We start from the raw sequence: 24120 nt of genomic DNA, 5'->3' as shown, positions 1-24120 counted from the left end.
GCCGGCGGTCAGGGTCGCTCGGGCGGCAGGTCGATCACCAGCGCCGGGCCGATCCGGCGACCGCTGCCGGGGAGTCGGGTCAGCGCGACCACGGCGTCCGCGGGAAGCGTGGACCGTAGCGCCTCGTCGGTCCACCGGTGTGACCCGGCGGCGTGGCCGGGCCGGTCGGCGGCCGGGGTGACCGCCAGCCGCAGGGCGTCCGCCGGCGCCTCGGTGACGCTCGTCGCCACTTCGGCCAGGCCGATCGGGCCCGCGTCGGGCAGATCCCCGGGACGTGTCCCGTCCCCGGCGTGCACGGCGACGTCCGGGCCGCCGCGGCGCAGCAGCACGACGCGCCCGTCCCCGGCGACCTCCACCAGGGTGGCGGCGAGGTAGCCGCCGGGGGAGATGTCCCGCACGACGTGGTCGAGGGTGTCGGCGATCCGTGGCAGCGATCGTCCGCCGCGCAGGGCCTCGGTGCGGAAGGCCGCCTCCAGTGCCCGGGTGTGCTCGGGTCGGGCCAGGGTGGCGCCGTGCGCCACACCGACGAGGACGCGCAGGCCGCCCCGCCGGAGCGGTACCGCCGCGGCGACCTCCCCCGGGGTGCGGCAGACGGCCAGTGCGGCGCGTCCCGTGCCGGCGGGCATGGTGAACACGGCGACGTCGCGCGGTGCGGGCACGCGGGCTACCGCGCGCTCCACACGACGTCGCCGGGTCCAGGCCAGCAGCGGTACGGCGGCCAGGCTGGCCACGGAGGCGCCGAGCGCCCACGGATCGGCGCGGTGCCCGGGTACGACGGGAACGACCACGGACGCCGCCAGCAGGACGGCCGCCCAGGCGGAGACCAGCGCGGCCACCCGGGGGCGGGTGGACACGCCGAGGAGCCCGGGAAGGAGCACCCAGCCGAGCGGGGTGCTCACTTCGGCCACGCCCATCACGAGGGCGTTGCCCGTCGCCCCGGCGAGGGCCGCCCGGGTCGACACCAGCGCCCCGATCCGCATCGCCCCACCCATCTGTCATCTTCGATCACCGGCGCGATCCGGCGCGCTTCGGAGCATGCCGTCCGCCCTGCTCACCAGGCCGCCAAGAGTAGCCGGAAGGTGGGCGATCGCCTCCTGATCATGATAGGCAGAAGGTACGCGAGCGACGGGAGGTCGGCCATGCGGTTCGAACGTACGGTGATGGCCGGGATCGGTGTCTGCCAGCGCTTCACGACCGCCAGGGGTCAGCAGGCCGCCGTCATCTCGCACGTCAACGGCCAGCGTGACCTTGTCGTCTACCACCCGCAGGACCTGGACACGGCACTGCACACCCTGGTGCTGGCGAAAGGTGAGGCGCAGGCGGTCGCCGCCGTGCTGGACGAGGCGGTGACGGTGGACCACGTCGCCGAGCTGGAGCGGCGGCTGCCCGGGGTCTCCGTGGTGCGGATACCGGTCAGCTTCGACTCGCCGGCCGGTGGGCGGCCCTTCGCCGGCACCGGCCTGGCCGGGCAGGCACTGGCGCTGCTCGCGGTCGTCCGTGACGGCACGGTGGTGCCGACCCCCGGCGACGGGTTCGTCCTGCACGCCGGTGACGAGGTCGTGGTCGCGGGCACCGAGGCCGCGACGTCGGCCGCCGCGGATCTCCTCGCGGGGGGCTGACGACCGGTAGTCGCACCATCCACAGGCGCGGGTGCGCTGCTGGACCGGTATCGGCAGTAGGCGGATTCGCTCCTTACCGGTTAGGCTTGACTAACCGGCTGTCGAGCTCTGGGGAGGGTATGTGCTGGTTCTGGTGGCGATCCATGCGCTCGCAGCCGTGATCGCCCCGGGACTGATACGTATCTGGGGGCGGCGCGCCCTCTACCTGGTCGCCCTCGCCCCCGCCGCGACCCTGGGCTGGGCGCTGACCCGGGCCGGGACGGTCCGCTCCGGCACCCCGGTCGTCGAGACGGTCACCTGGGTTCCCCAGCTCGGCCTGGAGGTCGCCCTGCGGATGGGCACCCTGGCGTGGCTGATGGTGGTGCTCGTCGGCGGGGTCGGGGCGCTGGTGCTCGCCTACAGCGCCCGCTACTTCCGCTCCGACGACCCGGGCCTGGGCCGCTTCGCGGCGGTCTTCGTCGCTTTCGCCGGGGCGATGCTCGGCCTGGTGGTCTCCGACGACCTGCTGCTGCTGTACGTGTTCTGGGAGCTGACGACCGTCCTCTCCTACCTGCTGATCGGCAGCGACCCGACCCGGCGGGCCAGCCGGCGGGCCGCGATGCAGGCGCTGCTGGTGACCACCCTGGGCGGCCTGGCGATGCTCGCCGGGTTCGTCATGCTCGGCCAGCACGCCGGCACCTACCGCTGGTCGGAGATCGCCGCCGACCTGCCCGGCGGCAGCTACCTGGCCGTGGCCCTGGTGCTGATCCTGCTCGGCGCCCTGAGCAAGTCGGCGATCTTCCCGTTCAGCTTCTGGCTGCCCGGCGCGATGGCCGCGCCCACCCCGGTCAGCGCCTACCTGCACGCCGCGGCGATGGTCAAAGCCGGTGTGTTCCTCGTCGCCCTGATGGGGCCGGCCGTGGCCGGGGTCACGCCGTGGCGGCCGGTGCTGCTCGCCGGCGGGCTGATCACCATGTTCCTCGGCGGGTGGGCGGCGCTGCGGCAGGTCGACCTGAAGCTGCTGCTGGCCTACGGCACCGTCAGCCAGCTCGGCCTGCTGATGGTGGTCCTCGGCGCCGGCACCCGCGACACCGCCCTGGCCGGCGTGGCGATGGTGCTGGCCCACGCGCTGTTCAAGTCCACCCTGTTCCTCGTCGTCGGGGTCGTCGACCACGCCGCCGGCACCCGTGACCTGCGCGAACTCAGCGGCCTCGGTCGCCGGGCACCGGCCCTCGCGGTGGTGGCATGCCTCGCGGCGGCCTCGATGGCCGGCCTGCCGCCGCTGGCCGGATTCGTCGCCAAGGAGGCGGCGGTCGAGGCGTTCCTGCACGGCGGCGCCGCCGACCTGGCGGTGCTCGCCGGCGTGGTGCTCGGCTCGGCGCTGACCGTGGCGTACACGCTGCGCTTCGTATGGGGCGCGTTCGCCACCAAAGGCGACGTGCCCGCCACCCAGGCCCGGCCGGTCGGCTGGCTCTTTCTCGCGCCGGCCGTCGTGCTCGCCGCCGCCGGCCTGGCGGTGGGGCTCTTCGCGCCCGTCGTCGACAGGTTCCTCGCCCCGTACGCGGACCTGTACCCGACCGCCGAGCCCGGCTACCACCTCGCGCTGTGGCACGGGCCGACCCCGGCGCTGGGCCTGTCGGCGCTGGCGGTCGCCGCCGGCGTCGGGCTGTTCCTCCTGCGCCACCGGGGGCGGCTGGGCCCGGCGGCCCGCCTGCCCTTCGACGGGGCGGCCGTCTACGACCGGCTCATCGGCGGGGTGGACCGGCTGGCGGTGGAGCTGACCGGCGCCACCCAGCGCGGATCCCTCCCGTTCTATCTCGGGGTCATCCTGCTGGTGCTGATTACCTTGCCGGGTGGGGCGCTGCTGGCCGGGTTCCCCTGGCCACAGCGGTTCCAACTGTGGGACACCCCGTTGCAGGCCGTCGCCGCCGCGGTGGTGATCGTGGCCGCCGTGGCCGCCGCCCGCGCCCGGCGCCGACTGACCGCGATGATCCTCGTCGGCGTCGCCGGCTACGGCACCGCGCTGCTGTTCATCCTGCACGGAGCTCCGGACCTGGCCCTGACCCAGTTCCTGGTGGAGACCGTCACGATCGTCATGTTCGTGCTGGTGTTGCGACACCTGCCGGCCAAGTTCTCCGAGCGGCCCATCCGGTCCAGCCGGCGCGGTCGCGTCGCGCTCGGCGTCGCCGTGGGCGTGGTCACGGCCGGCATGGCGTACGTCGCGGCGGGTGCCCGGGTGGCCACCCCGATCTCCGTCGACTTCCCCGACCAGGCCGTCTCCTACGGCGGCGGCAAGAACATCGTCAACGTGACCCTGGTGGACATCCGGGCCTGGGACACGATGGGCGAGATCGCCGTCCTGGTGGTGGCCGCCACGGGCGTGGCCAGCCTCATCTTCCGCCGGACCCGGGACCTCGGCCTGCGCCGGGGCATCCCCGGCGCCGGCCGCACCGCGTCGGCGCGGCCGCGCTGGCTCACCACCGGCGCCACCACCCGCCAGCAGTCGGTCATCCTCCAGGTCGTCACCCGGCTGCTGTTCCACGCCATCGTGCTCTTCTCGATCTACCTGCTCTTCTCCGGGCACAACGCCCCCGGCGGCGGCTTCGCCGCCGGACTGGTCGCCGGGCTCGCGCTGGCCGTGCGCTACCTGGCGGGCGGGCGTACCGAACTCAACGGGGCCGCCCCGGTCGACGCCGGCAAGCTGCTCGGCGCCGGACTGTTCGTCGCGGTCGGCACGGGCGTCGCCGCGATGCTGCTGGGCGGGGAGTTCCTACAGAGCGCCCTGCTGGACTTCCACGTGCCGGTCCTCGGTCACCTCCACTTCGTCACGTCGACCTTCTTCGACGTCGGCGTCTACCTCATCGTGGTCGGCCTGATCCTGGACATCCTGCGCAGCCTCGGCGCGGAGATGGACCGCCAGCAGGAGACCGACCAGCAGGAGAACGACCAGGACGAGACGGACCAGGACGAGACCGAACAGCCCGACGACCGGACGAAGGAGCTGGTGTGAACCCGAACCTGACCTACGTCCTCGTGGTCGGCGTGCTCTTCGCCGCCGGGGTGACGCTGCTGCTGGAACGCAGCCTCACCCGGGTGCTGATGGGCGTGATCCTGCTCGGCAACGGCGCCAACCTCCTGCTGCTCACCGGCGGCCGGGCGGGCGGCCCGCCGATCGTCGGCACCACCGCCGAGGGGGACATGAGCGACCCGCTGCCCCAGGCCATGGTGCTGACCGCGATCGTCATCACCCTCGGCATGACCGCGTTCCTGCTCGCCCTGGCGTACCGCAGCTGGCACCTCAACGGGCACGACGAGGTGCAGGACGACGTCGAGGACCGCCGCATCATGGAGCTGGCCGACCGGGACGAGGGCCCGGGCACCGCCGACAACGACAATGACAACGACAGCGGTGACGGTGGCCCGGTCACCGGGCCCGCGGACGACCGGGCGGCGAGCCCGGCCGGGGACGCGGGGAGGGGCCGATGACCTGGCTCGTACCCCTGCCGGTGGTGATGCCGCTGCTCGGCGCGGCCCTGACGCTGCTGCTCGTCGCCCGACCCCGTGCCCAGCGCTGGGTCAGCCTCACCGTCCTCACCGCCACCGTCGCCGTGGCGGCCATGCTGCTGCTCTTCTCCTCCGTCGACGGGCCGCTGGTCGTCGAGGTCGGCGGCTGGGTCGCGCCACTGGGCATCGTCCTGGTCGCCGACCAGCTCGCGGCGCTGATGCTCGTCGTATCCGCCGCCGTCACCCTCTGCGTGCTGGTCTACTCGATCGGGCAGGGCACGGCCGACGGCAACGAGGAGACCCCGCTGTCGGTCTACCACCCGACCTACCTCGTGCTGACCGCGGGCGTGTGCAACGCGTTCCTCTCCGGCGACCTGTTCAACCTCTACGTCGGTTTCGAGATCCTGCTGGTGGCCAGCTACGTGCTGCTGACCCTGGGCAGCACCGAGACCCGGATCCGGGCCGGCACCACGTACGTCGTGGTCAGCCTGCTGTCGTCGCTGATCTTCCTGGTCGCGATCGGCCTGGTCTACGCGGCGACCGGCACGCTCAACCTGGCCCAGCTCGTCGACCGGCTCGACGCGCTGCCGGACGACCTGCGGCTGGTCCTCCAGGGCATGCTGCTGCTCGCCTTCGGCATCAAGGCGGCCGTGTTCCCGCTGTCGGCCTGGCTGCCGGACAGCTATCCGACCGCCCCGGCCCCGGTCACCGCGGTCTTCGCCGGCCTGCTCACCAAGGTCGGCGTGTACGCGATCATCCGCACCGAGACGCTGCTGTTCCCCGGCGGGCGCACCGCCGACCTGCTGCTGGTGGTGGCGGCGCTGACCATGGTGGTGGGCATCCTCGGCGCGGTCGCCCAGTCCGACGTCAAACGGCTGCTGTCGTTCACCCTCATCAGCCACATCGGCTACATGCTCTTCGGCGTCGGCCTGAGCACCTCCCTCGGGCTGTCCGCGGCGATCTTCTACGTGGTGCACCACATCACCATCCAGACGACCCTGTTCCTCGCCGCCGGCCTCGTCGAACGACGTGGCGGGAGCACCGCCCTGGACCGGCTCGGTGGGCTGGCCAGACTCTCGCCGCTGCTGGCCGTGCTGTTCTTCCTGCCGGCGCTCAACCTCGCCGGCATCCCACCGTTCTCCGGCTTCCTCGGCAAGCTCGGCCTCGTCCAGGCCGGTGTGGACGACGGCGGCCCGCTCGCCTGGACGCTCGTCGCCGGCGGGCTGCTCACCAGCCTGCTCACCCTCTACGCCATCGCCCGGGTGTGGAACCTGGCCTTCTGGCGTGCCCCGCACCCGGACATGCCCGACGCCGGCGACACCGTCCGGGCCGCCCGCACCGACGGTGCCGAGCAGCCACACCGGGAACCGGACCCCGAGGCGTCGGGCGCCGTGCTGCCCCGGCTGATGATCGGGTCGACCGCCGCCCTGGTGGTGCTCGGCCTGGCGCTGACGGTGGTGGCCGGGCCGCTCTTCGACATCAGCACCGACGCCGCCGACGACCTGCTGCGCCGGACCCCGTACGTCGAGGCCGTGTTCCCGGACGGTGCCCCGTGACCGCCGGACCGACGACCCCGGCGCACCCCGCCGGACCGACGAACCCGCCGCTGACCCGAAAGGCGCGCCGTCGCAACCGGATCATCGCCGTGATCGGGCTGACCAGCGTCTGGGTGCTGCTCTGGGGCACCTTCACCTGGGCCAACCTGATCAGCGGGCTGGTGCTCTCCGTCGTGCTGCTGGCGGTGTTCCCGCTGCCGCCGGTGACCTTCGCCGGTCGGATCCGCCCCGTGCCGCTCGCCCGGTTCTGGGTGCGCTTCCTGCGAGACCTCGTGGTCGCCTCCGTCCAGATCGCCCGGCTGGCGGTGCGGTTCGGGCACCCCCCGCTCAGCGCGATCATCGCCGTGCCGCTGCGGGTCAACACCGACCTCAACCTCACGCTCACCGCCGAGGCGCTCTCCCTGGTGCCCGGCAGCCTCATCATCGAGGCTGACCGGGCGACCGGCACCCTCTACGTGCACGTCATCGGCATCCGCGACCGCGCCGAGGTGGAGCGGTTCCGGCAGGGCGTACTCGACCTCGAAGCGCGGATCGTCGCCGCCATCGGCTCGCCCGACGAACTGCGCCGCGTGACGCAACCCGACCCCGCCGGCCCGCCGGAGCCGGCCCACCCGGAAGGGGCACCCAGATGACCGTCGTCGCCGTGACCGTCGCCGCGCTGCTCGCCGTGGCCGTCGGACTGACCCTCGTCCGCATCATCCGTGGACCGTCCATCCTCGACCGTGCCGTCGCCGTCGACGTCCTGCTCGCCGTCGTCGTCGCCGCCATCGCCACCGAGGTCGCCTACAGCCGCGACGCCACCGCGCTGCCCGTGCTGGTCGTTCTCGCCATCCTCGGGTTCGTGGGCTCCGTCAGCGTCGCCCGGTTCGCCGCCCGGAGGAACGACAAGTGACGCTCGACGCCGTCCTCGACGTCATCGCCGCCGTCTGCCTGATCGCCGGTGCGCTGCTCTGCGTCGCGGCCGGGGCGGCGCTGGTGCGCTTCCCCGACCTGCTCGCCCGGATGCACGCCGCGGCCAAGCCCCAGGTGCTCGGCCTGCTGCTCGTCATGCTCGGCTGCGCGCTGCGGCTGCGTACCGGCGTGGACATCACCACCCTCGTGCTCGTCGGCGCCTTCCAACTCGCCACCGCGCCCGTCGCGGCGCACATGGTGGGCCGGGCCGGCTACCCGCACGACGAGATCCGCCGCGACCTGCTGATCACCGACGAACTCGCGCCCCACCTGGACCGGATCAGCTCCGGCCGGTCCTGACCGGCGCCGCCGGCCCGGGCGTCGAGCGGACCGCACGGGAACCGATCAATGTGGAGACCGACCCGACCGCACCGCCCCGCAGATTCCAAGACATCGATAATCTTGCATGTCTTGCTTGCTTTCGTGTATGAAGGCTGAAAGCACTTCTGGGTGCTGGTTCCTGGGGAGGAGCGATGATGAAACATGCCATGCGTCGCCTGCGAACGGCGGCGGTCGCGCTCGGCGCCTGCACACTCGGGCTGAGTCTGCTTTCGGTGCCGGCCGCCGAGGCGTACGCGGTTCAACCTCTCGCACCACACTCCGAGCGGGCACCCGAATCGGATCAGTTCTCGGCGGAGGGCGTCACCACGGTCGGTGAACTCCGTACCGTCGACGGCGCGCTGTCCTCCGCTCGGGACGGCCGGACGCAGATCATCCAGCACCCCGGCGCGTCGTACGTGAAGGTGCACTTCAGCGCGCTGCGACTGGCGCACGGCGACTACGTGACCGTGGCGAGCCCCGACGGCCGGGAGAGCCACCGGTACGACCGCTACCTGAACCGGGCGACCGGCTCGGACTACACCACCGACGGGCAGCCCGGCTTCTGGGCGATGTCGGTGGAGGGCGACACCGCGGTGGTGACGGTGCACAGCAGCCGCTCCTCCCGTGGCAACGTGGCGACCATCGACCGGTTCTGGCGCGGCTACGACCGCGCGGAGATCGCGCAGCACAACTTCTCCACGCAGTCCGTCTGCAGCACCGACGCCCGCCGCGACGCGGTCTGCTACCAGAGCAGCCACCCCAACGAGTACGCCCGGGGCAACGCGGTGGCGCGGCTGCTGATCAGCGGCGGTGGGATGTGCACCACCTGGCGGGTCGGCAACACGAACCGCATGCTGACCAACAAGCACTGCTTCTCGACCCAGTCCGCCGTCAGCGGCAGCGAGATGCAGTTCAACTACCAGTGCGCCACCTGTGGCGGCGCCAACCCGGGCGCCGGCACCAAGGTGAGCGGCGCCACCCTCTACAAGGTGAGCAGCGGTGGTTCCAACCAGCTGGACTACACCCTGTACTCGGTGAACAACTTCGCCAACATCCAGAGCTTCGGCACGCTCTACCTGGCGACCACCGCCACCACCACCGGCACCCGGATGTACATCCCGGGGCACGGCGACGGCAGCCCGAAGCGACTGTCGATCTTCGAGGACACCCAGAACGGCGCGACGTGCACCGTCAAGAACGCGAACTACAACACCTGGAACATCAGCTACAGCTGTGACACCTCCGGCGGCAACTCGGGCTCGCCGGTGCTGAATGCCAGCCACCGGGTGATCGCCCTGCACCACCTCGGCGGCTGCCCGTCGAACCAGGGTGCAAAGGCACACCTGATCTACAACGAGATCGCCAGTCTGATCGCCAACGGCTGACGACGACGGGCCGCCGGGGCGCGATGCGCGGCCCGGCGGCCCGCTCGATGCCGACTCACCGAAGGTGGAACCTCTCGTTCACGGCGAGGGCCGCCAGCTGCCGCACCGAGAACGGCAGCGTGGCCAGGCCCTGCCGCTCGTCATCGAGGCTCGCGCCCTGCGCGACGAACACCACCACACCGTCCGGATGCCGATAGGCCGCCCACTGGTCGAACCGGTCGTCCCTGGCCGGCCGGACCACCACGCCGACCTGAGCCGCTCCGGCGCTCACCACCTGGCACTCGCCCTGCATGCCCCAGAACTGGCGGGCCAGCGGGCACGGCTCGGCCGGAAGCTGGTTGCCCGCGGTGTGCACCTCGACGAGCAGGCGCCCCATCCGCTTCCCCTGCGCCAAGGCGGCTGAGGACATGTAACTCCACACGTCGACGCCGTTCACCTTGTCTTCGAACTGCGCCTGGTGCGTCCGAAACGGCATCCGATCAGCGGGCAGGTTCGCCGGGTTCTCCGGCGCGGTGTAACCGGCGGGCACGACAGAAGTGACCTCGTCGAGCAGGCGGATCCCCTGGTCGTATCTGGAGCCGGCCCGCGCGGTCCGGTCCTCCTGCGGGCGGCCGTCCGGTCCGGTGGGCCACGGCTGCGCGGTGTCCTTGACCGAGGGATGCGGGACGGCCTGCGGCGCGGGACCCGCTGGGCCGTAGCCGCCGGCACCGGGGGGGTTGACCGTCGCGACGCCGACGACCGCCAGAACTGCCGCCGCCGATCCGGCGCAGGCCCAGACGGTACGACGGCGGCTGCGCGCGCGTCGGGCGGTGCCCAACATGGCGGTCGTACTCAGCGGCGGCGGCGGGGTGGTTGCCGACATCTCGCCGCGCAACGCCTCCCGCAACTCTTCTCCGTTCATCGTGCCCCCTTCTCGATCCCGCTGTGTGTGGGTGACAGGAGGCTCCGCAGCGTGCCCAGGCCACGGGCGGCCTGGCTCTTCACCGTGCCCGGCGAGCATCCGAGCATTGCCGCGGCCTCCTCGACCGAAAGGTCCTCCCAGTACCGGAGGACCAGGACGGCTCGTTGGCGTGGCGGTACGGCGGCCAGTGCCTGGAGCATCACCAGCCGGTTCTCCGGCGCGTCGGGCGGTGCCGTCCGCTCGGCGGCCTCCCCGCCCACCCGCTCCCGCCGCCACCAGCCCCGCCTTCGCTCGTCGAGGAAGGTGCGGATCAGGATCTGCCGCACGTACGCATCGAGCACCTCGTGCCGCGAGATCCGGTTCCAGACCAGATAGAGCTTGGTGAACGCGGTCTGGACCAGGTCCTCCGCCCGGTGCCAGTCGCCGCAGAGCAGGTACGCGGTCCCGCGCATCGCGTCCGACCTTGCCGCGAAGTACTCCGCGAACGCCGTGTCGCGATCGCCCATCCAGGCCTCCGATCCCCGTTTCGAGATAGTCACGCGGCATCGGACTCCCCGGGTTGCCTCCGGGAGCGAATTCCTCCGTGCCGCCACGTTCGGGCCGGGTCGCCACAATCCACCAGGCCCAACTCCCCAACGAGGAGCTACCGCACGAGGCCACGACTGTCGCTACTGGACCAGTGCCGGCCTACGACAAGCTTCGATGGGCCGCCGGGGAGTGGTGGACTGGGGTCGCGTCTGCGGCGCCACGCCCTTGATGCCACGCGACATGCGCCGCTAGCCTGTCGGAGATCATTCGTCGCGGGGCGGCTCAGAGCCGTGTCTCAGGGGGTTCATGTGCCGGAATCCCCAGTGTTCCGCCTGCCCGGATCGGCCGCGTCGTCACGTCGTCGCCCGGGCGTAACTCCGTCCGCCGTTGCGCTCGCGAACGGCGTACCGCGTCACGACGACTGCCCTGACGTCCTCGCCGCCGATTGTGTGAGGTGAAAACCGTGTTGTCGGTGAAGGAAAACGCGCTCTGGACGCTGGAGCGGCTGCTGCCGGGCAGCGGCGTGAACAACGTGCCGATCACGCTGGTCACGACGGAACGACTGGACGTCGTGGCGCTACAGGCCACGTTGGATCAGCTGGCGCGGCGGCATCGGGCGCTACGGACGCGGTTCGTCGAGGTTGACGGGCTGCCGGCGCGGGTGGTGGCGGAGTCCGCCCCGGTGCCGCTCGAACTGGTGGAGGCAGCGGCCGACGAGGCCGGCAAGGTGTGCCGCGCTGCCACGGGGCGGCCGTTCGACCTGGCCGAGGACATTCCGGTCCGCGCGGTCCTGGTGCGGTGCCCGGACCGGGACGTCATCTGCCTGTGCCTGCACCATCTGGCGGTCGATGCGGTGTCGGCCGCGGTACTGGTCGAGGAGTTCGCGGCACTGTATCCGGCGATGCTCGCCGACGGCCGACCACCGGCGGAGCTCGCCGGGCCCGGACCGGCACCGGAACTCGCCGCGCCGACGGCGGCGGCGTTCGACTTCTGGCACCGGCACCTCGCGGACCTGCGGGGCCTACCGGCCGCGTTGGAGTTCGGCCGGCCGGACCCGGCGACGCCGACGTTCGCTGGCGGCGCCGTCACCCGGCGCCTGTCCGCGGCTGCGATCACCGCCATGCGAGACCTGCGTCGGGCGTGCCGCGCAACCGACAACATCGTGCTGTTGACGCTGTACTACGTGCTGCTGATGCGCCATGGCGCGGGTCGGGACGTGGTGGTCGGGGTGCCGGTCGACCTACGGGACGGCGCGGCGCGGCGGGCGGTCGGCTATTACATGAACACCCTGCCGTTGCGGGTGGATGTGGCGCCGGAGCGCACTTTCGGGGAGTTGGTACGGGAGGTCCGGCGGTTGTTCGTCACCGCGATGGACCACGCTGATGTCTCGTACGAGGAACTGGAGACGTCGCACACGCGCAGTGAGGCGGCGTGGTGGGTGCCGCCGTTCCGCCACATGTTCAACCACCGGCCGCCCGCGGAGCCGATGACCGGCGGCCTGGACGAACTGGCGGCGGAGGTGTGGGATATCGACAGCGATCACAGCCGGCTCGACATCGAGCTGGTCGTGATGCGCGAGGGCGACGGCGTCACGCTGAAGGCGGTCTACGGGTCGGACGTCCACGACGCGGACGACATCGCCGCGCTGCTGGCGCGGTACGAGGCGGTGTTGGAACGACTGCCGGCTCAGATCGACCGGCCGGTCGGGGGCCTCGACATCTGGAGCGCCGCAGACCGGGCCGTGGTCGACGACGCCAACGCGACAGCGGTCGACAGTCCGTTGAGAACGGTGGCGGAAGGAATCGCCGCGCAGGTGGCGGCCCAGCCGGAAGCGACGGCGATCATCGATCGCGACGGCGTGACATGGACGTACCGTGACGTGGCGGCGCGGACGGCCGGTGTCGCCGCGCTGTTGGCCCGGGCGGGGGTGGGGAAGGGTGCGATCGTCGGCCTCTACGCCGAGCGGGACTTCCCGTGCGCGGTGGCCGCGTTGGGCATCTGGCAGACGGGAGCGGCGTACCTGCCGCTCGACCCGGACCAACCGGCTGCGCGGCTCGCGTACGAGCTCACGGATGCCCAGGTCAGCGTGCTCCTGGTGGATCATGAGCCGCCGCCGGGGGTAGTTCCCGCCGGCTGTCGGGTGATCGAGCTCGGGTCGGCCGATCCGGACGAGCGGGACTGGCCGGCACCGACGCCGACACCGACCGACCCGGCGTACGTCATCTACACCTCCGGCTCCACCGGGTTGCCGAAGGGCGTGGTGATCAGCCACGCCAACCTGGCGAACGTGGTGCGGCACTACCTCACCGACCTCGGCGTGACCAGCCAGGACGCCCTGCTGTGGCTGACGACCTTCGCGTTCGACATCTCCGCTCTCGAGGTGTTCCTGCCCCTCGTCGCCGGCGCGCGGGTGGTCGTCGCCGACGATGCCGCCCGCAGCGACGGCGCGGTCCTGCTCGACCTGGTGGAGCGCTACGACGTGTCGGTGCTGCAGGCGACACCGACGACGTGGCGGCTGGTGGTGCAGGAGGCGAAGGGCCGGCTGCGGGGGCGGCGGGTTCTCTGCGGCGGTGAACCGCTGCCGGCGCATCTGGCACGGGCGCTGCTCGCGACCGGCTGCACGCTGTGGAACGTGTACGGGCCGACCGAGACGACGATCTGGTCCACCAGCGCGCTGGTCACCGACATCGACGCGGGCGTACCGGTGGGTCGGCCGATTGCGAACACCACCGTGGTGATCGCCGACGGGGATGGCCGACCGCAGCCGCCCGGAATGCCGGGCGAGGTGTGCATCGGCGGCGACGGTGTAGCCATCGGCTACCTGCGCCGCCCCGAGTTGACGGCGCAGCGGTTCGGTGAGCTCGGGGGTGCGGGCCGGTTCTACCGCACCGGCGATGTCGGCCGCTGGCGCCACGACGGCACGCTTGAGCTGCGGGGACGTACCGACCGCCAGGTCAAGCTGCGGGGCCACCGGATCGAGCTCGGCGAGGTGGAGGCGGTGCTGGAGCAGCATCCGCGGGTGAGCGCCGCCGCGGTGGTGCTGGCCGGCGACCCGAGCGCCGACGGCGGCCTGGTGGCCTTCGTGCGTGGTGCCAGCGCCGACATCGCCGACGACGTGTGGCGTTTCGCGAAGGACCAGCTCGCGTCGTACGCGGTACCCACCGACGTGGTGGTGCTGGAGGCGATGCCGACGACCGGCAACGACAAAGTGGACTATCCGACGTTGAGCGCAATGGCCGAGCAGCGGACAGCGGCCCGGAGAGCTCACTCGGCCGAGGCCGCGCCGGTCGCCGATGGTCTGGTCGGTGAGTTCGTGGAGTTGTGGCGGAGCATTCTGAAGGCGCCGCAGTTGCACGAGCAGTCGAACTTCTTCCGCAGCGGCGGTCATTCGCTGCTCGCCGCGAAACTGGCGCAGCAGGTCACCAGGTCGACCGGGGTGAGTGTGTCGTTGTCGACGGTCTTCTCGGCACCGACACCGCAGCAGCTGGCCGGATTCGTGCTGAGCCAACAATCGGAGGGAGCATGACGATGAGGCTCGGACTGAATCTCGGTACGTTGCACGACCGGACCAGTCTCGACGATCTGCTGGCGTTGGCACAGGCGGCGGACCAGTTGGGGTACGACGCACTGTGGATCGCCGAGGCGTACAGCAGCGACGTGCCGACGCTGCTGGGCTGGCTGGCCGCGCAGACCGAGCGGATCGACCTGGGCGCCGCAGTCATGCAGATTCCCGCCCGGGCGCCGACGATGACTGCGATGACCGCGGCGACGCTCGACCTGGCCAGCGGCGGCAGATTCCGGTTGGGGCTGGGAATATCCGGCCCGGTGGTGTCGGAGGGCTGGTACGGGGTGCCCTTCGGACAGCCGTTGACCCGGACCCGGGAATACGTGGCCGTGGTCCGCGCGACACTGACCCGCCGGCCGGTCCGGTTCGCGGGACGGCACACGACGCTGCCGCTGCCGGGCGCGCCGGGGGAGCCGCAACGGTTGACGATGCGCCCGCTACGGCGCGACCTGCCGATCTATCTGGCGGCGTTGGGGCCGAAGAATCTGGAACTGGCCGGGGAGATCGCCGACGGATCGCTGTCGCTCTTCCTGCCGCCGGAGGGCGTCGCGGAGACCCTCGCGCATATCGCGACGGGCCGAAACCGGGCGTCGGGCGACAGAACCGGGTTCGACCTGGTCGCCACGATGCCAATGGCCATGGGTGATGACCTGGAGGCGTGCGCGAATCAGGTGCGGCCGTACGCCGCCCAATTCCTGGGCGTGGGTGGAAACGCCCGCAACTTCTATGTCGAACAGGCCGAGCGGCTCGGTTACGGCGACGCGGCACACAAGGTGCGGAAACTGTTCCAGGAAGGCGACCCGGACGCGCTCGCGGCAGTACCGTTCGAATTCCTCGACCGTACGTGCCTGCTCGGCTCCACTGCGCGGATCGAGGCCAGGGTGCGGGCGTACGCCGCAGCCGGTCTCAATACGCTGTCGGTTGCGCCCCGCGGCGCAACAATGGCCGAGCGAATCGCCGGGTTGCGGGAGATGGCGGCTATCTGGCGGCGTTGTGGGTTTCCGCTGCGGCATACTGAATGAGCCAGTCACGGAATTCGGTGGTCGCGAATATCTCCGTGTGTGAGGGGCTGTACCGGATGTCGACGCCGCCGCTGAACATGGTGGCGAGGTGTGCCATGACCTTGTCCTTGCTCTCGGCGATCGAGGTCAGGTAGGAATCGGTGAACCAGGCGGTCGCCGTGCTGGCGACCGGTGTCAGCGTGTCACCACCGGTGAGGCCGATCATGTCGGCGACGACCCCGAGCCCGCGGTAGAGGACGCGCTCCACCGGGTCCTGATGGGGCCGTGGGTCGGCCATCCGTTCCAGCACCTGGGCGAGCGTCGTCTCGGTCGCGGGTTTGCGCAGCAGCCGCGCGGCCGGTTCGGGACGGCGCTTGAGCTGGTGCAGCCGGAACATGACGGCGTCGCGTCTCGACGCGGGCTCGTGCCGCAGGTCCGGGTCGATGAAGAACATCCGTTCGACCGTCTCCCCCTGGCTTTCCAGCAGGTTCGCCATCGCGACGGCGATGACGGCGCCGGCACAGTACCCGGCGAGCCGGTAGGGGCCCGTCGGCTGCGCGGCCCGGACCTGGTCGCTGTACCGGGCGGCGAGTTCCTCGATCGACGCGGGCGTGGGCTCGTCGTACCAGCCGGGGGCGCGCAGACCGATCAGGGGGGTCGGCAACCCGATCCCGTCGAGGTGCTTGAGGAACCAGCTCACCTCGCCGTCGGCGCCGTGCACCAGCCACGTCGCGGTGCCGCTTCCGTCCGCGAGGCGCAACTGGGGGCCGGGCCGGTTGATCGGCTGGTCGGCGATGAACTGACCGAGTTGTGCCGGAGTGAGCACGCTGAGTGCCGTCGGGTCGACGCGGAGGTGGAAGATCTCGAACAGGTCGCGTTGGATGCGTTCCCATTCCGCGCCGATGATGCCCAAATCACCGAGAGTGACGTTGGTTGGCGGTAGCTGTAACAGTCCCATCGCCTCGGCGACGACCATTTGACTGCCGACCGTCGCGTAATCGGCAAATTCGTTACTCAAACGGTTCGGGGCTTCTTCTGGCACGCGTCATTGTAGCTGGTGAACCGACCGGCGGGCGTGTCACACAAAGGCCCATTGACACGGCCTGGGGGCGCGACTATCGTCCCGTAGGCTGGCCCGCCCAACAGTATTGTAAGGGAGTGTTGGTGACGGACACTCACGGCACATCTGACAACGACATAGCTGTTGTCGGAGTGGCGGCACGGTTACCGGGCGCACGCAATGTCCGTGAGTTTTGGCGCAACCTCCAAAGCGGTGTGGAGTCTGTCGAGCGCTTTGCTCCCGAAGTGGCGCGCGCACGGCAACTGCCGCCGGAAGAGACGGATGCGCCGGGTTACCAACCGGTGACGGCCACCGCCGCCGATCTCGACCTGTTCGATCCTGAGTTCTTTGGATTCACGCAACGTGAGGCCGAGCTCTGCGATCCGCAGTTCCGGCTGTTCCTCGAGCTTTCCTACACCGCGCTCACCGATGCGGGCTACGACCCGCGCGGCATCGGGCAGCGGGTGGGTGTCTTCGGGGGCGCGACCACGAACCGGTACCGGTTCGACCACATCGAACGCAACCGCGCCGTCAGTCGCGCCGCCGGCCTGACCAGCATGAGCACCGGCAACAACCCGGACTACATCGCTCCGCTGGTGTCGTACCGCCTCGGGTTCATGGGGCCGAGCGTGTCTGTCTACACGGCGTGCTCGACGTCCCTGGTCGCCGTGCACCAGGCGATGCAGGCGCTGCGCCGCGGCGAGTGCGAGGTCGCGATCGCCGGCGGCGTGCAGATCGACCTGCCGTTGGGCGGCGGCTACCCGTACCTGGAGGGTGGGATCCTGTCGCGGGACGGGCACGTCCGTCCGTTCGCAGCCGATGCCACCGGCACGATCTTCGCTGACGGCGGCGCGTTGGTGGTGCTCAAGCCACTGGCGGCGGCGACGGCCGCGGGCGACCAGGTGTACGCGGTGATCAAGGGTTCCGCGGTCAACAACGACGGCAACCGGCGGGCCGGGTTCACCGCTCCCGGCGTGGACGGCCAACTGGAGTTGGTCCGGGCGGCGTTGGACGACGCCCGGGTGCATCCCGAGGCGATCGGGATGGTCGAGGCGCACGGCACCGGCACGGTCGTGGGCGACCCGATCGAGGTGGCGGCGCTGAGTGCCGCATACCTGGAGCGCACCGAACGTCGCGAGTACTGCTGGCTCGGTTCGACGAAGGGCAACGTCGGCCACCTCGGCCCGGCGGCCGGCACCGTCGGCCTGCTCAAGGCGATCCTCGCGGTACGCGACGGCGTCATCACGCCGACGATCAACTGTGCTGAGCCGAACCCGGCGCTGGACCTCGCGAACTCCCCGTTCCGGCTCGCCAGGGAGGCCCAGCACTGGTCCAACCCCGAGTGGCTCGACCGGGACGCGCCGCGGGTCGCCGCGGTGAGTTCGTTCGGCATCGGCGGTACCAACGCGCACGTCATCATCGCGCAGCCCCCCACGCAGACGGCGCCACCGGCGCGGACGACGGCGGCACCGCAGCTGTGGCCGGTGTCGGCCCGTTCCGCCGACGCCCTCGCCGCCAGTTGCGAGACGTTGGCCGAGCGACTCGGCGACGCCGGGTACGACCCGGCCGACGTGGCGTTCACGTTGCAGGAGGGGCGGGCCGCGTTCGCGCACCGCAGGCTGGTGGTGGCCGGCGATCCGGAGGCGGCGGTCGCGGAGCTGACCGGCGAGCCGACGGTACGCACCATCGCCGGTGTCGCGGGGTCGCCGCAGGTGACGTTCCTGTTCCCCGGCCAGGGTGCGCAGTTCCCGGGAGCCGGGCGGCACCTCTACCGGACCTGGCCGGTCTACCGGGACGCCGTCGACACCTGCGCCGACCAGCTTCTGCCGCTGCTCGGTCTGGATCTGCGGGAGCTGCTGAACGCCGAGGTCACCGACGAGCAGGCCGCGGCGAAGCTCAACGAGACCGCCGTGACCCAGCCCGCGTTGTTCACCGTGGAATGGGCGTTGGCACAACTGCTGCGCTCGTTCGGCATCGAACCGGTGGCGCTGCTGGGGCACAGCATCGGGGAGATCGTGGCGGCGACGGTCGCCGGCGTGTTCGCGCTGCCGGACGCGTTGCGGCTGGTCGCGCGACGCGGGCAGCTGATGCAGGCGCTGCCGCCGGGCGGCATGTTGTCGTTGTCGCTGGGCGCGGACGCGGTACGGGCGATGCTGCCGAGCGAGCTGGACATCGCCGCCAGCAACTCGCCGTCGTCCTGTGTGGTCTCCGGTGAGCTGGCCGCCGTCGAGCAGTTCGCGCAGGAACTGGCGGACATCGGGCTGTCCGGCTCCCTGCTGCGCACGTCGCACGCGTTCCACTCGCGGATGATGGCGCCGATCTGCGACGACCTGGCAGCGCTGGTGGACAGCTTCCCCCGGCAGGCGCCGCAACTGCGTTACCTGTCGAACGTCACGGGCGACTGGATCACCGACGAGCAGGCGACCAGCGCCGCGTACTGGGCGACCCACGTACGGCAGGAAGTGCGGCTGGAGGGCTGCCTGGCGCGGCTCGACGAGCTGACCGACGCGGTGCACGTCCAGGTCGGGCCGGGGCAGTCGATGTGCGTCTTCGCCCGCCAGTACGCCGCCAGCCAGGGCCGGTCGGCGACCGCGCTGACCACGATGGCGCTGCCGAACGACACCACCGCCACCGACGTGACGGTGCTGGCGACGACGGTGGGCCGGCTGTGGGTGTCCGGCGTCGACCTGGACTTCTCGGCGGTACGGACGAGCGGCGGGCGGCGGGTCAGCCTGCCCGGTTACCCCTACGAGCGGCGGCGCTGCTGGGTGGACCCGGATCCGGTCCGTCCTGGGGCGTTCGACGAGGACGTCGAGGTGTCCAACGACCCGCTGCTGACGCCGTTGTACCTGCCGGCGTGGCGGTCGCAGCCGGTACCGCGCCGGGGCGGGAGCCTGCTCGGCGAGACGTGGCTGGTCCTCGCGGGCGACGGTCCGGTGGGCGCGGAGATCATCGAGGCGGCGCGACGGCGGGACGTGTTCGTGCTGCCCGCGTACGCCGGCCCGGGTTTCGTCTCGGCGCCGGACGGCTACGAGTTCGACCCGGATGCCAGCCACGACGTGGATCTGCTGGTGGAGGCGGTGCACCAGGCGGGTCTGCTGCCGGACCGGATCGTCTACGCCGTGTTCGACGACGACCTGACCGCCGATCCGGAACTGGTCGCGATGCGGGGCTACCACCGGATGGCGGCGCTGGCCAAGGCGATGCTGCGGACCTTCCGGGCCGAGGTGGAACTGGTGGCGGTCACCGACCGGGTGTGGTCGGTCAACGGTGAGCCGGCGCGGCCCGAAGGCGCCACGATCGCCGGCCCGTTGCGGACGCTGCCGCGTGAGCTGAGCACGGTCCGGGTGCGGCAGGTCGACGCGGCGCTGACCGCTGCCGCGGTGGCGGTGGCCGTGGTCGGTGAGATCGGTGCCGGTGGGGACGCGGAACTGGTGGCGTTGCGTGGACACCGTCGCTGGGTGCACCACCACGCGTCGATCCCGAACGAGCCGGTGAGCGTGCCGCGGCAGAGTGACGGCGGCGGCGTCCTGCTCGTAACCGGCGGGCTCGGCGGCCTCGGCCTGGCGGTCGCGGAGGACCTGGCAGCCCGGCAACAGCCCGACTTCGTGCTGGTCAGCCGAGGTGGGCTGCCGGACCGGGAGAGCTGGGACGACCCCGGTACGCCGGACGGGGTGCGGGGGCAGATCGCGGCGGTCAGGCGGATCGAGGCGACCGGTGCCCGGGTGCTGGTGCTGCGCGCCGACGTGACCGACGCCGACGCGATGGCGTCCGTGGTGGGGAGAGCTCAGGTCGAGCTGGGCCCGATCACCGGCATCATCCACGCTGCCGGGATCGCCGGGGGCCAGTTGCTGGCGCTGCACGACGCGGAGACGGCCGATCGGGTGCTGGCGCCGAAGGTGCGCGGCACGCTCGTGCTGGACGCGCTCGTGCGGGCCGGTCAGCTGCCCGAGCTGGACTTCATCGCGCTCTTCTCGTCGATCGTCGCCGTCTCGGCCGACTACGGGCACAGCGACTACGCGGCGGCGAACACCTTCCTCGACGCGTACGCCACCGCCCACGCGGACGGTTCGCCGTACGTGGTCGCGATCAACTGGTGGGGTTGGCAGGAGGTCGGCATGGTGTCGACCGACCGTGCCGGTGAGGGGTTCCGCACCCTGCGGCGCCTGCGCGGCGGCTCGGCGGTCACGACGCTCGACCATCCGTTGTTGCATCGGGCGTCGCCCGACGGGGACGGCTGGACCTTCGAGGTCGACCTGGACGTGGACAGCCACTGGGTGTTGACCGATCACCGGATCGGCGGCGTAGGTGTGCTGCCCGGCACGAGTCTGCTGGAGATGGTCCACGCCGCTGCCCGGCACGTGTGGGGTGAGGTGCCGGTACGACTCGAGGACGTCGTCTTCATCGACCCGGTGCGGGTCACGGCGGCGGCGACCGGTGTGGTCACGCTGTCGCCGGCGCACGCGGGCGGTTTCGAATTCGCGATCAGCTTCGCCCTCGCGGGGCAGTCGGCCACGGTGCACTGTCGTGGCCGGGTTCGTGCCGTACCGGACGGCAGCGCCGAGCGCGTCGACATCGCGGAGTTCCGGGAGGAACTGGTCGAGGCGGACGCGACCCAGCCGTACTCGGGGCTCGTCGCGTTCGGGCAACGGTTCCAGGCGGTCAGCCGGTACTGGGAGAAGGACACCCGGGGCCTGGTCGAGTTGGAACTGCCGGCGGCGGGGCGCGACGACGCGGACCGGTACACGCTGCATCCGGCGTTGCTGGACCGGGCGGTCTACGGGTTGTCCGGCGTCGAGGGTCGCCGCTACCTGCCGTTCCTGTACCGGTCGGTGGAGGTGCACCGCCGTATCCCGGAACGGTGCTGGGTGGTGCAGACCTATCACAGCGACCCGACGCGACCGGACTTCATGGAGATCGACGAGGTCATCGTCGACGCCGACGGCAGGGTCTGCGTGACCGTCGAGGGGTACTCGCTGCGCAGCGTGGACGAGTCGGTGGCGGTCACCGCCGCGGGGCCGGCGGGCGAGCCGACCGTTCGCGGCACCGGAATGCTGACCAACGTCGAGGGCGGCGAACTGTTCCGGCGGATCATGCGGCTGCGACCGGGGCCGCAGGTCATCACGTCGGTCGGATCGCTGCCGGAGCGGCTGGCTGTCGCCCGTACCTTCAACCAGCAGGCGGTCGAGGCGGCCGAGACGGTCGCCGAGCCGGTACGCACGATCGGTACGACGTTCGTGGCGCCGCAGACACCGGTGCAACGGGAGCTGGCACGGCTGTGGTGTGAGTCGCTCGGGCTGACCAAGGTCGGCATCGACGACGACTTCTTCCTGCTCGGCGGCTCGTCGCTGACGGTGGTGCAGCTGGCGTCGCGGATCCGGGAACGGTTGACGGTGGAGCTGTCGGCCGCGGACATGTTCGAATATCCGACCATCCGCAAACTGGCGGGCCTGCTGGATTCTGACCGGACCGCCGATGCGATCGGCTGAGTACGAGTTCGGCCACGGGCAACGGTGGCAGGTGTGGCCGACTCTCGTGGCGCGTACCGCCGGAATGCCGTTCGACTGGGTGCAGATCGAGGCGACCGGCGACTTCGACGTCGACGAGAAGGCGGCGCAGCAGGCGCTGGCGGCCGTCGACGAGCAGCCGGTGTTGCGGGAGGCGCTGCTGTGGCAGAACCCGGCCGTCTACCGCCGCCGGTACCGTAGTCGCGAGAAGGCGGGAAAGCCGAGCGAACAGCGCAAACGGGACCGGGCGCTGTGGGCGTACGCCTCCCGGTACTGCGCCAAGAACGACATGATCGGCTTCTTCGGCCCGGTTGTCTGGGGGCAGTGGACCGACGGGCCCACCGACGTCAGCGAAGCGGGCCGGCCGCCACGGCAACGTGGCACGTTCTTCGAGTCGTGGGCGATCCGCGCCGTCGCCGATGCCCTGCACGAACGGCACGACCTGAGCCGCTGGACAGTACCGCGACGGGCGCCGGTGACCCACCTGGAAGGCGAGAGCCTGTTGCTCGCCGACGGCACCGAACTGCGGTTGTCGGCGTTGCGCGCCCGGGTGCTGGCACTGTGTGACGGCCGCCGTACCGTCGACGACGTCGTGGCCGAGATCGCTGACGCCGACCGCGACACGGTGCTCGCCGAGATCGCCCGGCTGCGTACGATGCGACTGCTGACCAGCGGTTTCGCGGTGTTGCGAGGGGTGAAACCGGAGCGTGCGCTGCGGGGTCAGTTGCTGCGGGTGACCGACCCGGCCCGCCGTTCGGCGGCGCTGGCCGACCTTGACCGCGTCGTCGAGGCGCGGGACCGGGTGGCCGCGGTGGGCGACGACCTGGCCGCGCTCGACGCCGCGCTGACCGGCCTCGACGACCGGTTCGTCGAGCTGACCAGCGGCAACGCGTACCACCGGGCCGGTGACTTCTATGCCGGGCGCACCGTCCTGTTCCAGGACTGCCTGGGCGACCTCGACGTTTCGCTGGGCACACAACTGCTCGCCGACGTCGGGCCGGCGCTGGATCTCGTGCTCGCCGGGGCCTCGTGGTACTGCCGCCGCACCGCCGCGGAGTACGAGGCCTGGCTCACGCCGCAGGTGGACCCGGTGGCGGGAGTGCCGCTGCTGAGCGTCATGGACATGGTCGCCAGGTCGGCCACGTACGGCGACTCCTCGCCGCCCGCGGACGCGGCCGTCGCGGAGCTGCGGCGCCGCTGGGAAGGCCTGCTGGTGTCCGATCCCGACGTCAGGGCGGTGCAGCTGACCAGCGAGGACCTGCGGGCAGGGGTCGAGGCGGCGTTCCCGGCCGGCCCGCCGCTGTGGGCGCAGGCCCGCTGGCACAGCCCCGACCTGATGTTCGCGGCCACGGACCTGGAACAGGTCCGCGCCGGTCAGGCTCTGGCGGTGCTGGGCGAGGTGCATCCGGCCATGCAGACCATGGATGTGCTGTCGGCGTACGAGTTCCATCCGGATCGTCCGGCGTTGCACGCGCTGATCGACGAGGTGATGGGCGACGACCGGGTCGTGCCGATCTACCAGCTGGGCTCGGGCGTGCTCAACTCCCGCACGGTGCCGCCGGACACGTACCTGTCGGCGCGGTACCGCTACCTCGGGCTCGCCGCGGAGACGCCGTACGGGCCGCCCGACCGGCTGCTGCCCGCTTCCCGGCTACGGCTGCGGCGCGGCGAGGCGGGACTGGTGGTGACCGACGTACGGGGCGACTTCGAGGCGCCGGCGGTACAGGTGCTGGGCGACTTCCTGTCACACGCGGCGGCGCAGCGGTTCGGGATGCTGCCGGCCCGCCCCCACCAGCCACGGGTGACGGTCGACAACCTGGTCGTGTCGCGGGAGTCGTGGACGATCCCGGCGGGACGCCTGGACGGCCGGGATCGGGTGTTGCACGCCGCAGCCGGTCGGCTGCGGGACGAGCTCGGCCTGCCCCGGCACGTGTTCGCCACGATCGCCGGAGAACGCAAGCCGTTCCATGTCGACCTGTCGAACCCCATGTCGCTGGCGGTGCTCAGCCACCGGCTGCGCCGCCGGGGGTATGCCCGGCTCCGGTTCAGCGAGATGTTGCCCGGGCCGGAACAGCTGTGGCTCAGGGACTCCCGCGGTCGCCGGTACACCGGGGAGTTCAGGTTCGTCTGCGTGGATCGGTTCGGCCGGTGAGCGTTGACCTGGCGTCGACGACGCAGGCCGCCCACCGTGGTCGCTCGGCCGCGCTGCCCGGGCGGCACGGATTGGTTCTTCGTTGTCGACT

16 protein-coding genes are annotated in these 24120 nt (G+C 71.5%); 12 read left to right on the top strand and 4 right to left on the bottom strand.

Going from position 1 to position 24120, the window contains the following annotated elements:
• Positions 1–8: 8 nt before the first annotated feature.
• Positions 9–992: a hypothetical protein gene (locus GA0070608_RS06910; RefSeq protein ID WP_245715721.1), complete on the bottom strand. Its 984-nt coding sequence runs from the start codon at positions 990–992 to the stop codon at positions 9–11.
• Between the two features lie 147 nt (positions 993–1139).
• On the opposite strand from GA0070608_RS06910, the gene GA0070608_RS06905 reads away from it, so the two are divergent.
• From GA0070608_RS06905 to GA0070608_RS06870, 8 genes are all read left to right on the top strand, one after another.
• Entirely contained in the window at positions 1140–1619 is a 480-nt protein-coding gene (locus GA0070608_RS06905; protein ID WP_091623619.1) for a cation:proton antiporter regulatory subunit, read from the top strand.
• A gap of 121 nt (positions 1620–1740) precedes the next feature.
• Positions 1741–4608: a Na+/H+ antiporter subunit A gene (locus tag GA0070608_RS06900; RefSeq protein WP_091623616.1), complete on the top strand. Its 2868-nt coding sequence runs from the start codon at positions 1741–1743 to the stop codon at positions 4606–4608.
• Positions 4605–5084: a Na(+)/H(+) antiporter subunit C gene (locus GA0070608_RS06895; RefSeq protein ID WP_091623613.1), complete on the top strand. Its 480-nt coding sequence runs from the start codon at positions 4605–4607 to the stop codon at positions 5082–5084. The genes GA0070608_RS06900 and GA0070608_RS06895 overlap by 4 nt, the downstream gene beginning before the upstream one ends.
• Positions 5081–6658 carry a Na+/H+ antiporter subunit D gene (locus tag GA0070608_RS06890; RefSeq protein WP_091623608.1) on the top strand — a complete coding sequence of 526 codons (1578 nt, stop codon included), beginning with the start codon at positions 5081–5083 and terminating at the stop codon, positions 6656–6658. Before GA0070608_RS06895 ends, GA0070608_RS06890 begins: the two co-directional genes overlap by 4 nt.
• On the top strand, positions 6655–7290 hold the full coding sequence (locus GA0070608_RS06885) for a Na+/H+ antiporter subunit E (protein ID WP_091623605.1): 636 nt from the start codon (positions 6655–6657) through the stop codon (positions 7288–7290). Before GA0070608_RS06890 ends, GA0070608_RS06885 begins: the two co-directional genes overlap by 4 nt.
• A complete protein-coding gene (locus GA0070608_RS06880) occupies positions 7287–7550 on the top strand; it encodes a monovalent cation/H+ antiporter complex subunit F (RefSeq protein ID WP_091623600.1) in 264 nt (87 codons plus the stop codon). Before GA0070608_RS06885 ends, GA0070608_RS06880 begins: the two co-directional genes overlap by 4 nt.
• Positions 7547–7909 carry a monovalent cation/H(+) antiporter subunit G gene (mnhG, locus tag GA0070608_RS06875; RefSeq protein WP_091623596.1) on the top strand — a complete coding sequence of 121 codons (363 nt, stop codon included), beginning with the start codon at positions 7547–7549 and terminating at the stop codon, positions 7907–7909. The genes GA0070608_RS06880 and mnhG overlap by 4 nt, the downstream gene beginning before the upstream one ends.
• Before the next feature lie 176 nt (positions 7910–8085).
• Positions 8086–9315 carry a trypsin-like serine peptidase gene (locus tag GA0070608_RS06870; RefSeq protein WP_091623592.1) on the top strand — a complete coding sequence of 410 codons (1230 nt, stop codon included), beginning with the start codon at positions 8086–8088 and terminating at the stop codon, positions 9313–9315.
• A gap of 55 nt (positions 9316–9370) precedes the next feature.
• Here the strand turns inward: GA0070608_RS06870 and GA0070608_RS06865 are convergent, their stop codons facing one another.
• Positions 9371–10216: a hypothetical protein gene (locus tag GA0070608_RS06865; RefSeq protein WP_091623588.1), complete on the bottom strand. Its 846-nt coding sequence runs from the start codon at positions 10214–10216 to the stop codon at positions 9371–9373.
• Complete coding sequence (locus GA0070608_RS06860; RefSeq protein ID WP_091623584.1) at positions 10213–10722, bottom strand: SigE family RNA polymerase sigma factor; 510 nt, start codon at positions 10720–10722, stop codon at positions 10213–10215. The genes GA0070608_RS06865 and GA0070608_RS06860 overlap by 4 nt, the downstream gene beginning before the upstream one ends.
• Before the next feature lie 494 nt (positions 10723–11216).
• On the opposite strand from GA0070608_RS06860, the gene GA0070608_RS06855 reads away from it, so the two are divergent.
• Together GA0070608_RS06855 and GA0070608_RS06850 are read left to right on the top strand one after the other, a co-directional pair.
• Complete coding sequence (locus GA0070608_RS06855; protein WP_176733657.1) at positions 11217–14270, top strand: non-ribosomal peptide synthetase; 3054 nt, start codon at positions 11217–11219, stop codon at positions 14268–14270.
• Between the two features lie 2 nt (positions 14271–14272).
• Positions 14273–15331 (top strand): LLM class flavin-dependent oxidoreductase, encoded by a 1059-nt coding sequence (locus GA0070608_RS06850; protein ID WP_091634479.1) that lies wholly within the window; start codon positions 14273–14275, stop codon positions 15329–15331.
• On the opposite strand, the gene GA0070608_RS06845 is transcribed toward GA0070608_RS06850, so the two are convergent.
• Positions 15288–16328, bottom strand: a complete 1041-nt coding sequence (locus tag GA0070608_RS06845) for a thioesterase domain-containing protein (RefSeq protein ID WP_176733656.1) — start codon at positions 16326–16328, stop codon at positions 15288–15290. The two genes, GA0070608_RS06850 and GA0070608_RS06845, sit on opposite strands and share 44 nt — an antisense overlap.
• A 140-nt stretch (positions 16329–16468) precedes the next feature.
• On the opposite strand from GA0070608_RS06845, the gene GA0070608_RS06840 reads away from it, so the two are divergent.
• Positions 16469–21859 (top strand): type I polyketide synthase, encoded by a 5391-nt coding sequence (locus GA0070608_RS06840; RefSeq protein ID WP_326564455.1) that lies wholly within the window; start codon positions 16469–16471, stop codon positions 21857–21859.
• A complete protein-coding gene (locus tag GA0070608_RS06835; protein ID WP_091623570.1) occupies positions 21846–24029 on the top strand; it encodes a lantibiotic dehydratase in 2184 nt (727 codons plus the stop codon). The genes GA0070608_RS06840 and GA0070608_RS06835 overlap by 14 nt, the downstream gene beginning before the upstream one ends.
• Positions 24030–24120 lie beyond the last annotated feature (91 nt).

Source organism: Micromonospora peucetia (assembly GCF_900091625.1).
Classification (GTDB): domain Bacteria; phylum Actinomycetota; class Actinomycetes; order Mycobacteriales; family Micromonosporaceae; genus Micromonospora; species Micromonospora peucetia.
Note: the sequence above shows the minus strand (reverse complement) of the source record. Positions and strands in the feature narration are given on the sequence as shown.

Excerpts from the sequence above, each read along its gene's own strand:
- GA0070608_RS06835 (WP_091623570.1), top strand. The coding sequence starts at position 21,846 with ATGCGATCGGCTGAGTACGAGTTCGGCCACGGGCAACGGTGGCAGGTG.
- GA0070608_RS06880 (WP_091623600.1), top strand. The coding sequence starts at position 7,287 with ATGACCGTCGTCGCCGTGACCGTCGCCGCGCTGCTCGCCGTGGCCGTC.
- GA0070608_RS06870 (WP_091623592.1), top strand. The coding sequence starts at position 8,086 with ATGAAACATGCCATGCGTCGCCTGCGAACGGCGGCGGTCGCGCTCGGC.
- GA0070608_RS06860 (WP_091623584.1), bottom strand. The coding sequence starts at position 10,722 with ATGGGCGATCGCGACACGGCGTTCGCGGAGTACTTCGCGGCAAGGTCG.
- GA0070608_RS06910 (WP_245715721.1), bottom strand. The coding sequence starts at position 992 with ATGGGTGGGGCGATGCGGATCGGGGCGCTGGTGTCGACCCGGGCGGCC.
- GA0070608_RS06865 (WP_091623588.1), bottom strand. The coding sequence starts at position 10,216 with ATGAACGGAGAAGAGTTGCGGGAGGCGTTGCGCGGCGAGATGTCGGCA.
- GA0070608_RS06905 (WP_091623619.1), top strand. The coding sequence starts at position 1,140 with ATGCGGTTCGAACGTACGGTGATGGCCGGGATCGGTGTCTGCCAGCGC.
- GA0070608_RS06850 (WP_091634479.1), top strand. The coding sequence starts at position 14,273 with ATGAGGCTCGGACTGAATCTCGGTACGTTGCACGACCGGACCAGTCTC.
- GA0070608_RS06890 (WP_091623608.1), top strand. The coding sequence starts at position 5,081 with ATGACCTGGCTCGTACCCCTGCCGGTGGTGATGCCGCTGCTCGGCGCG.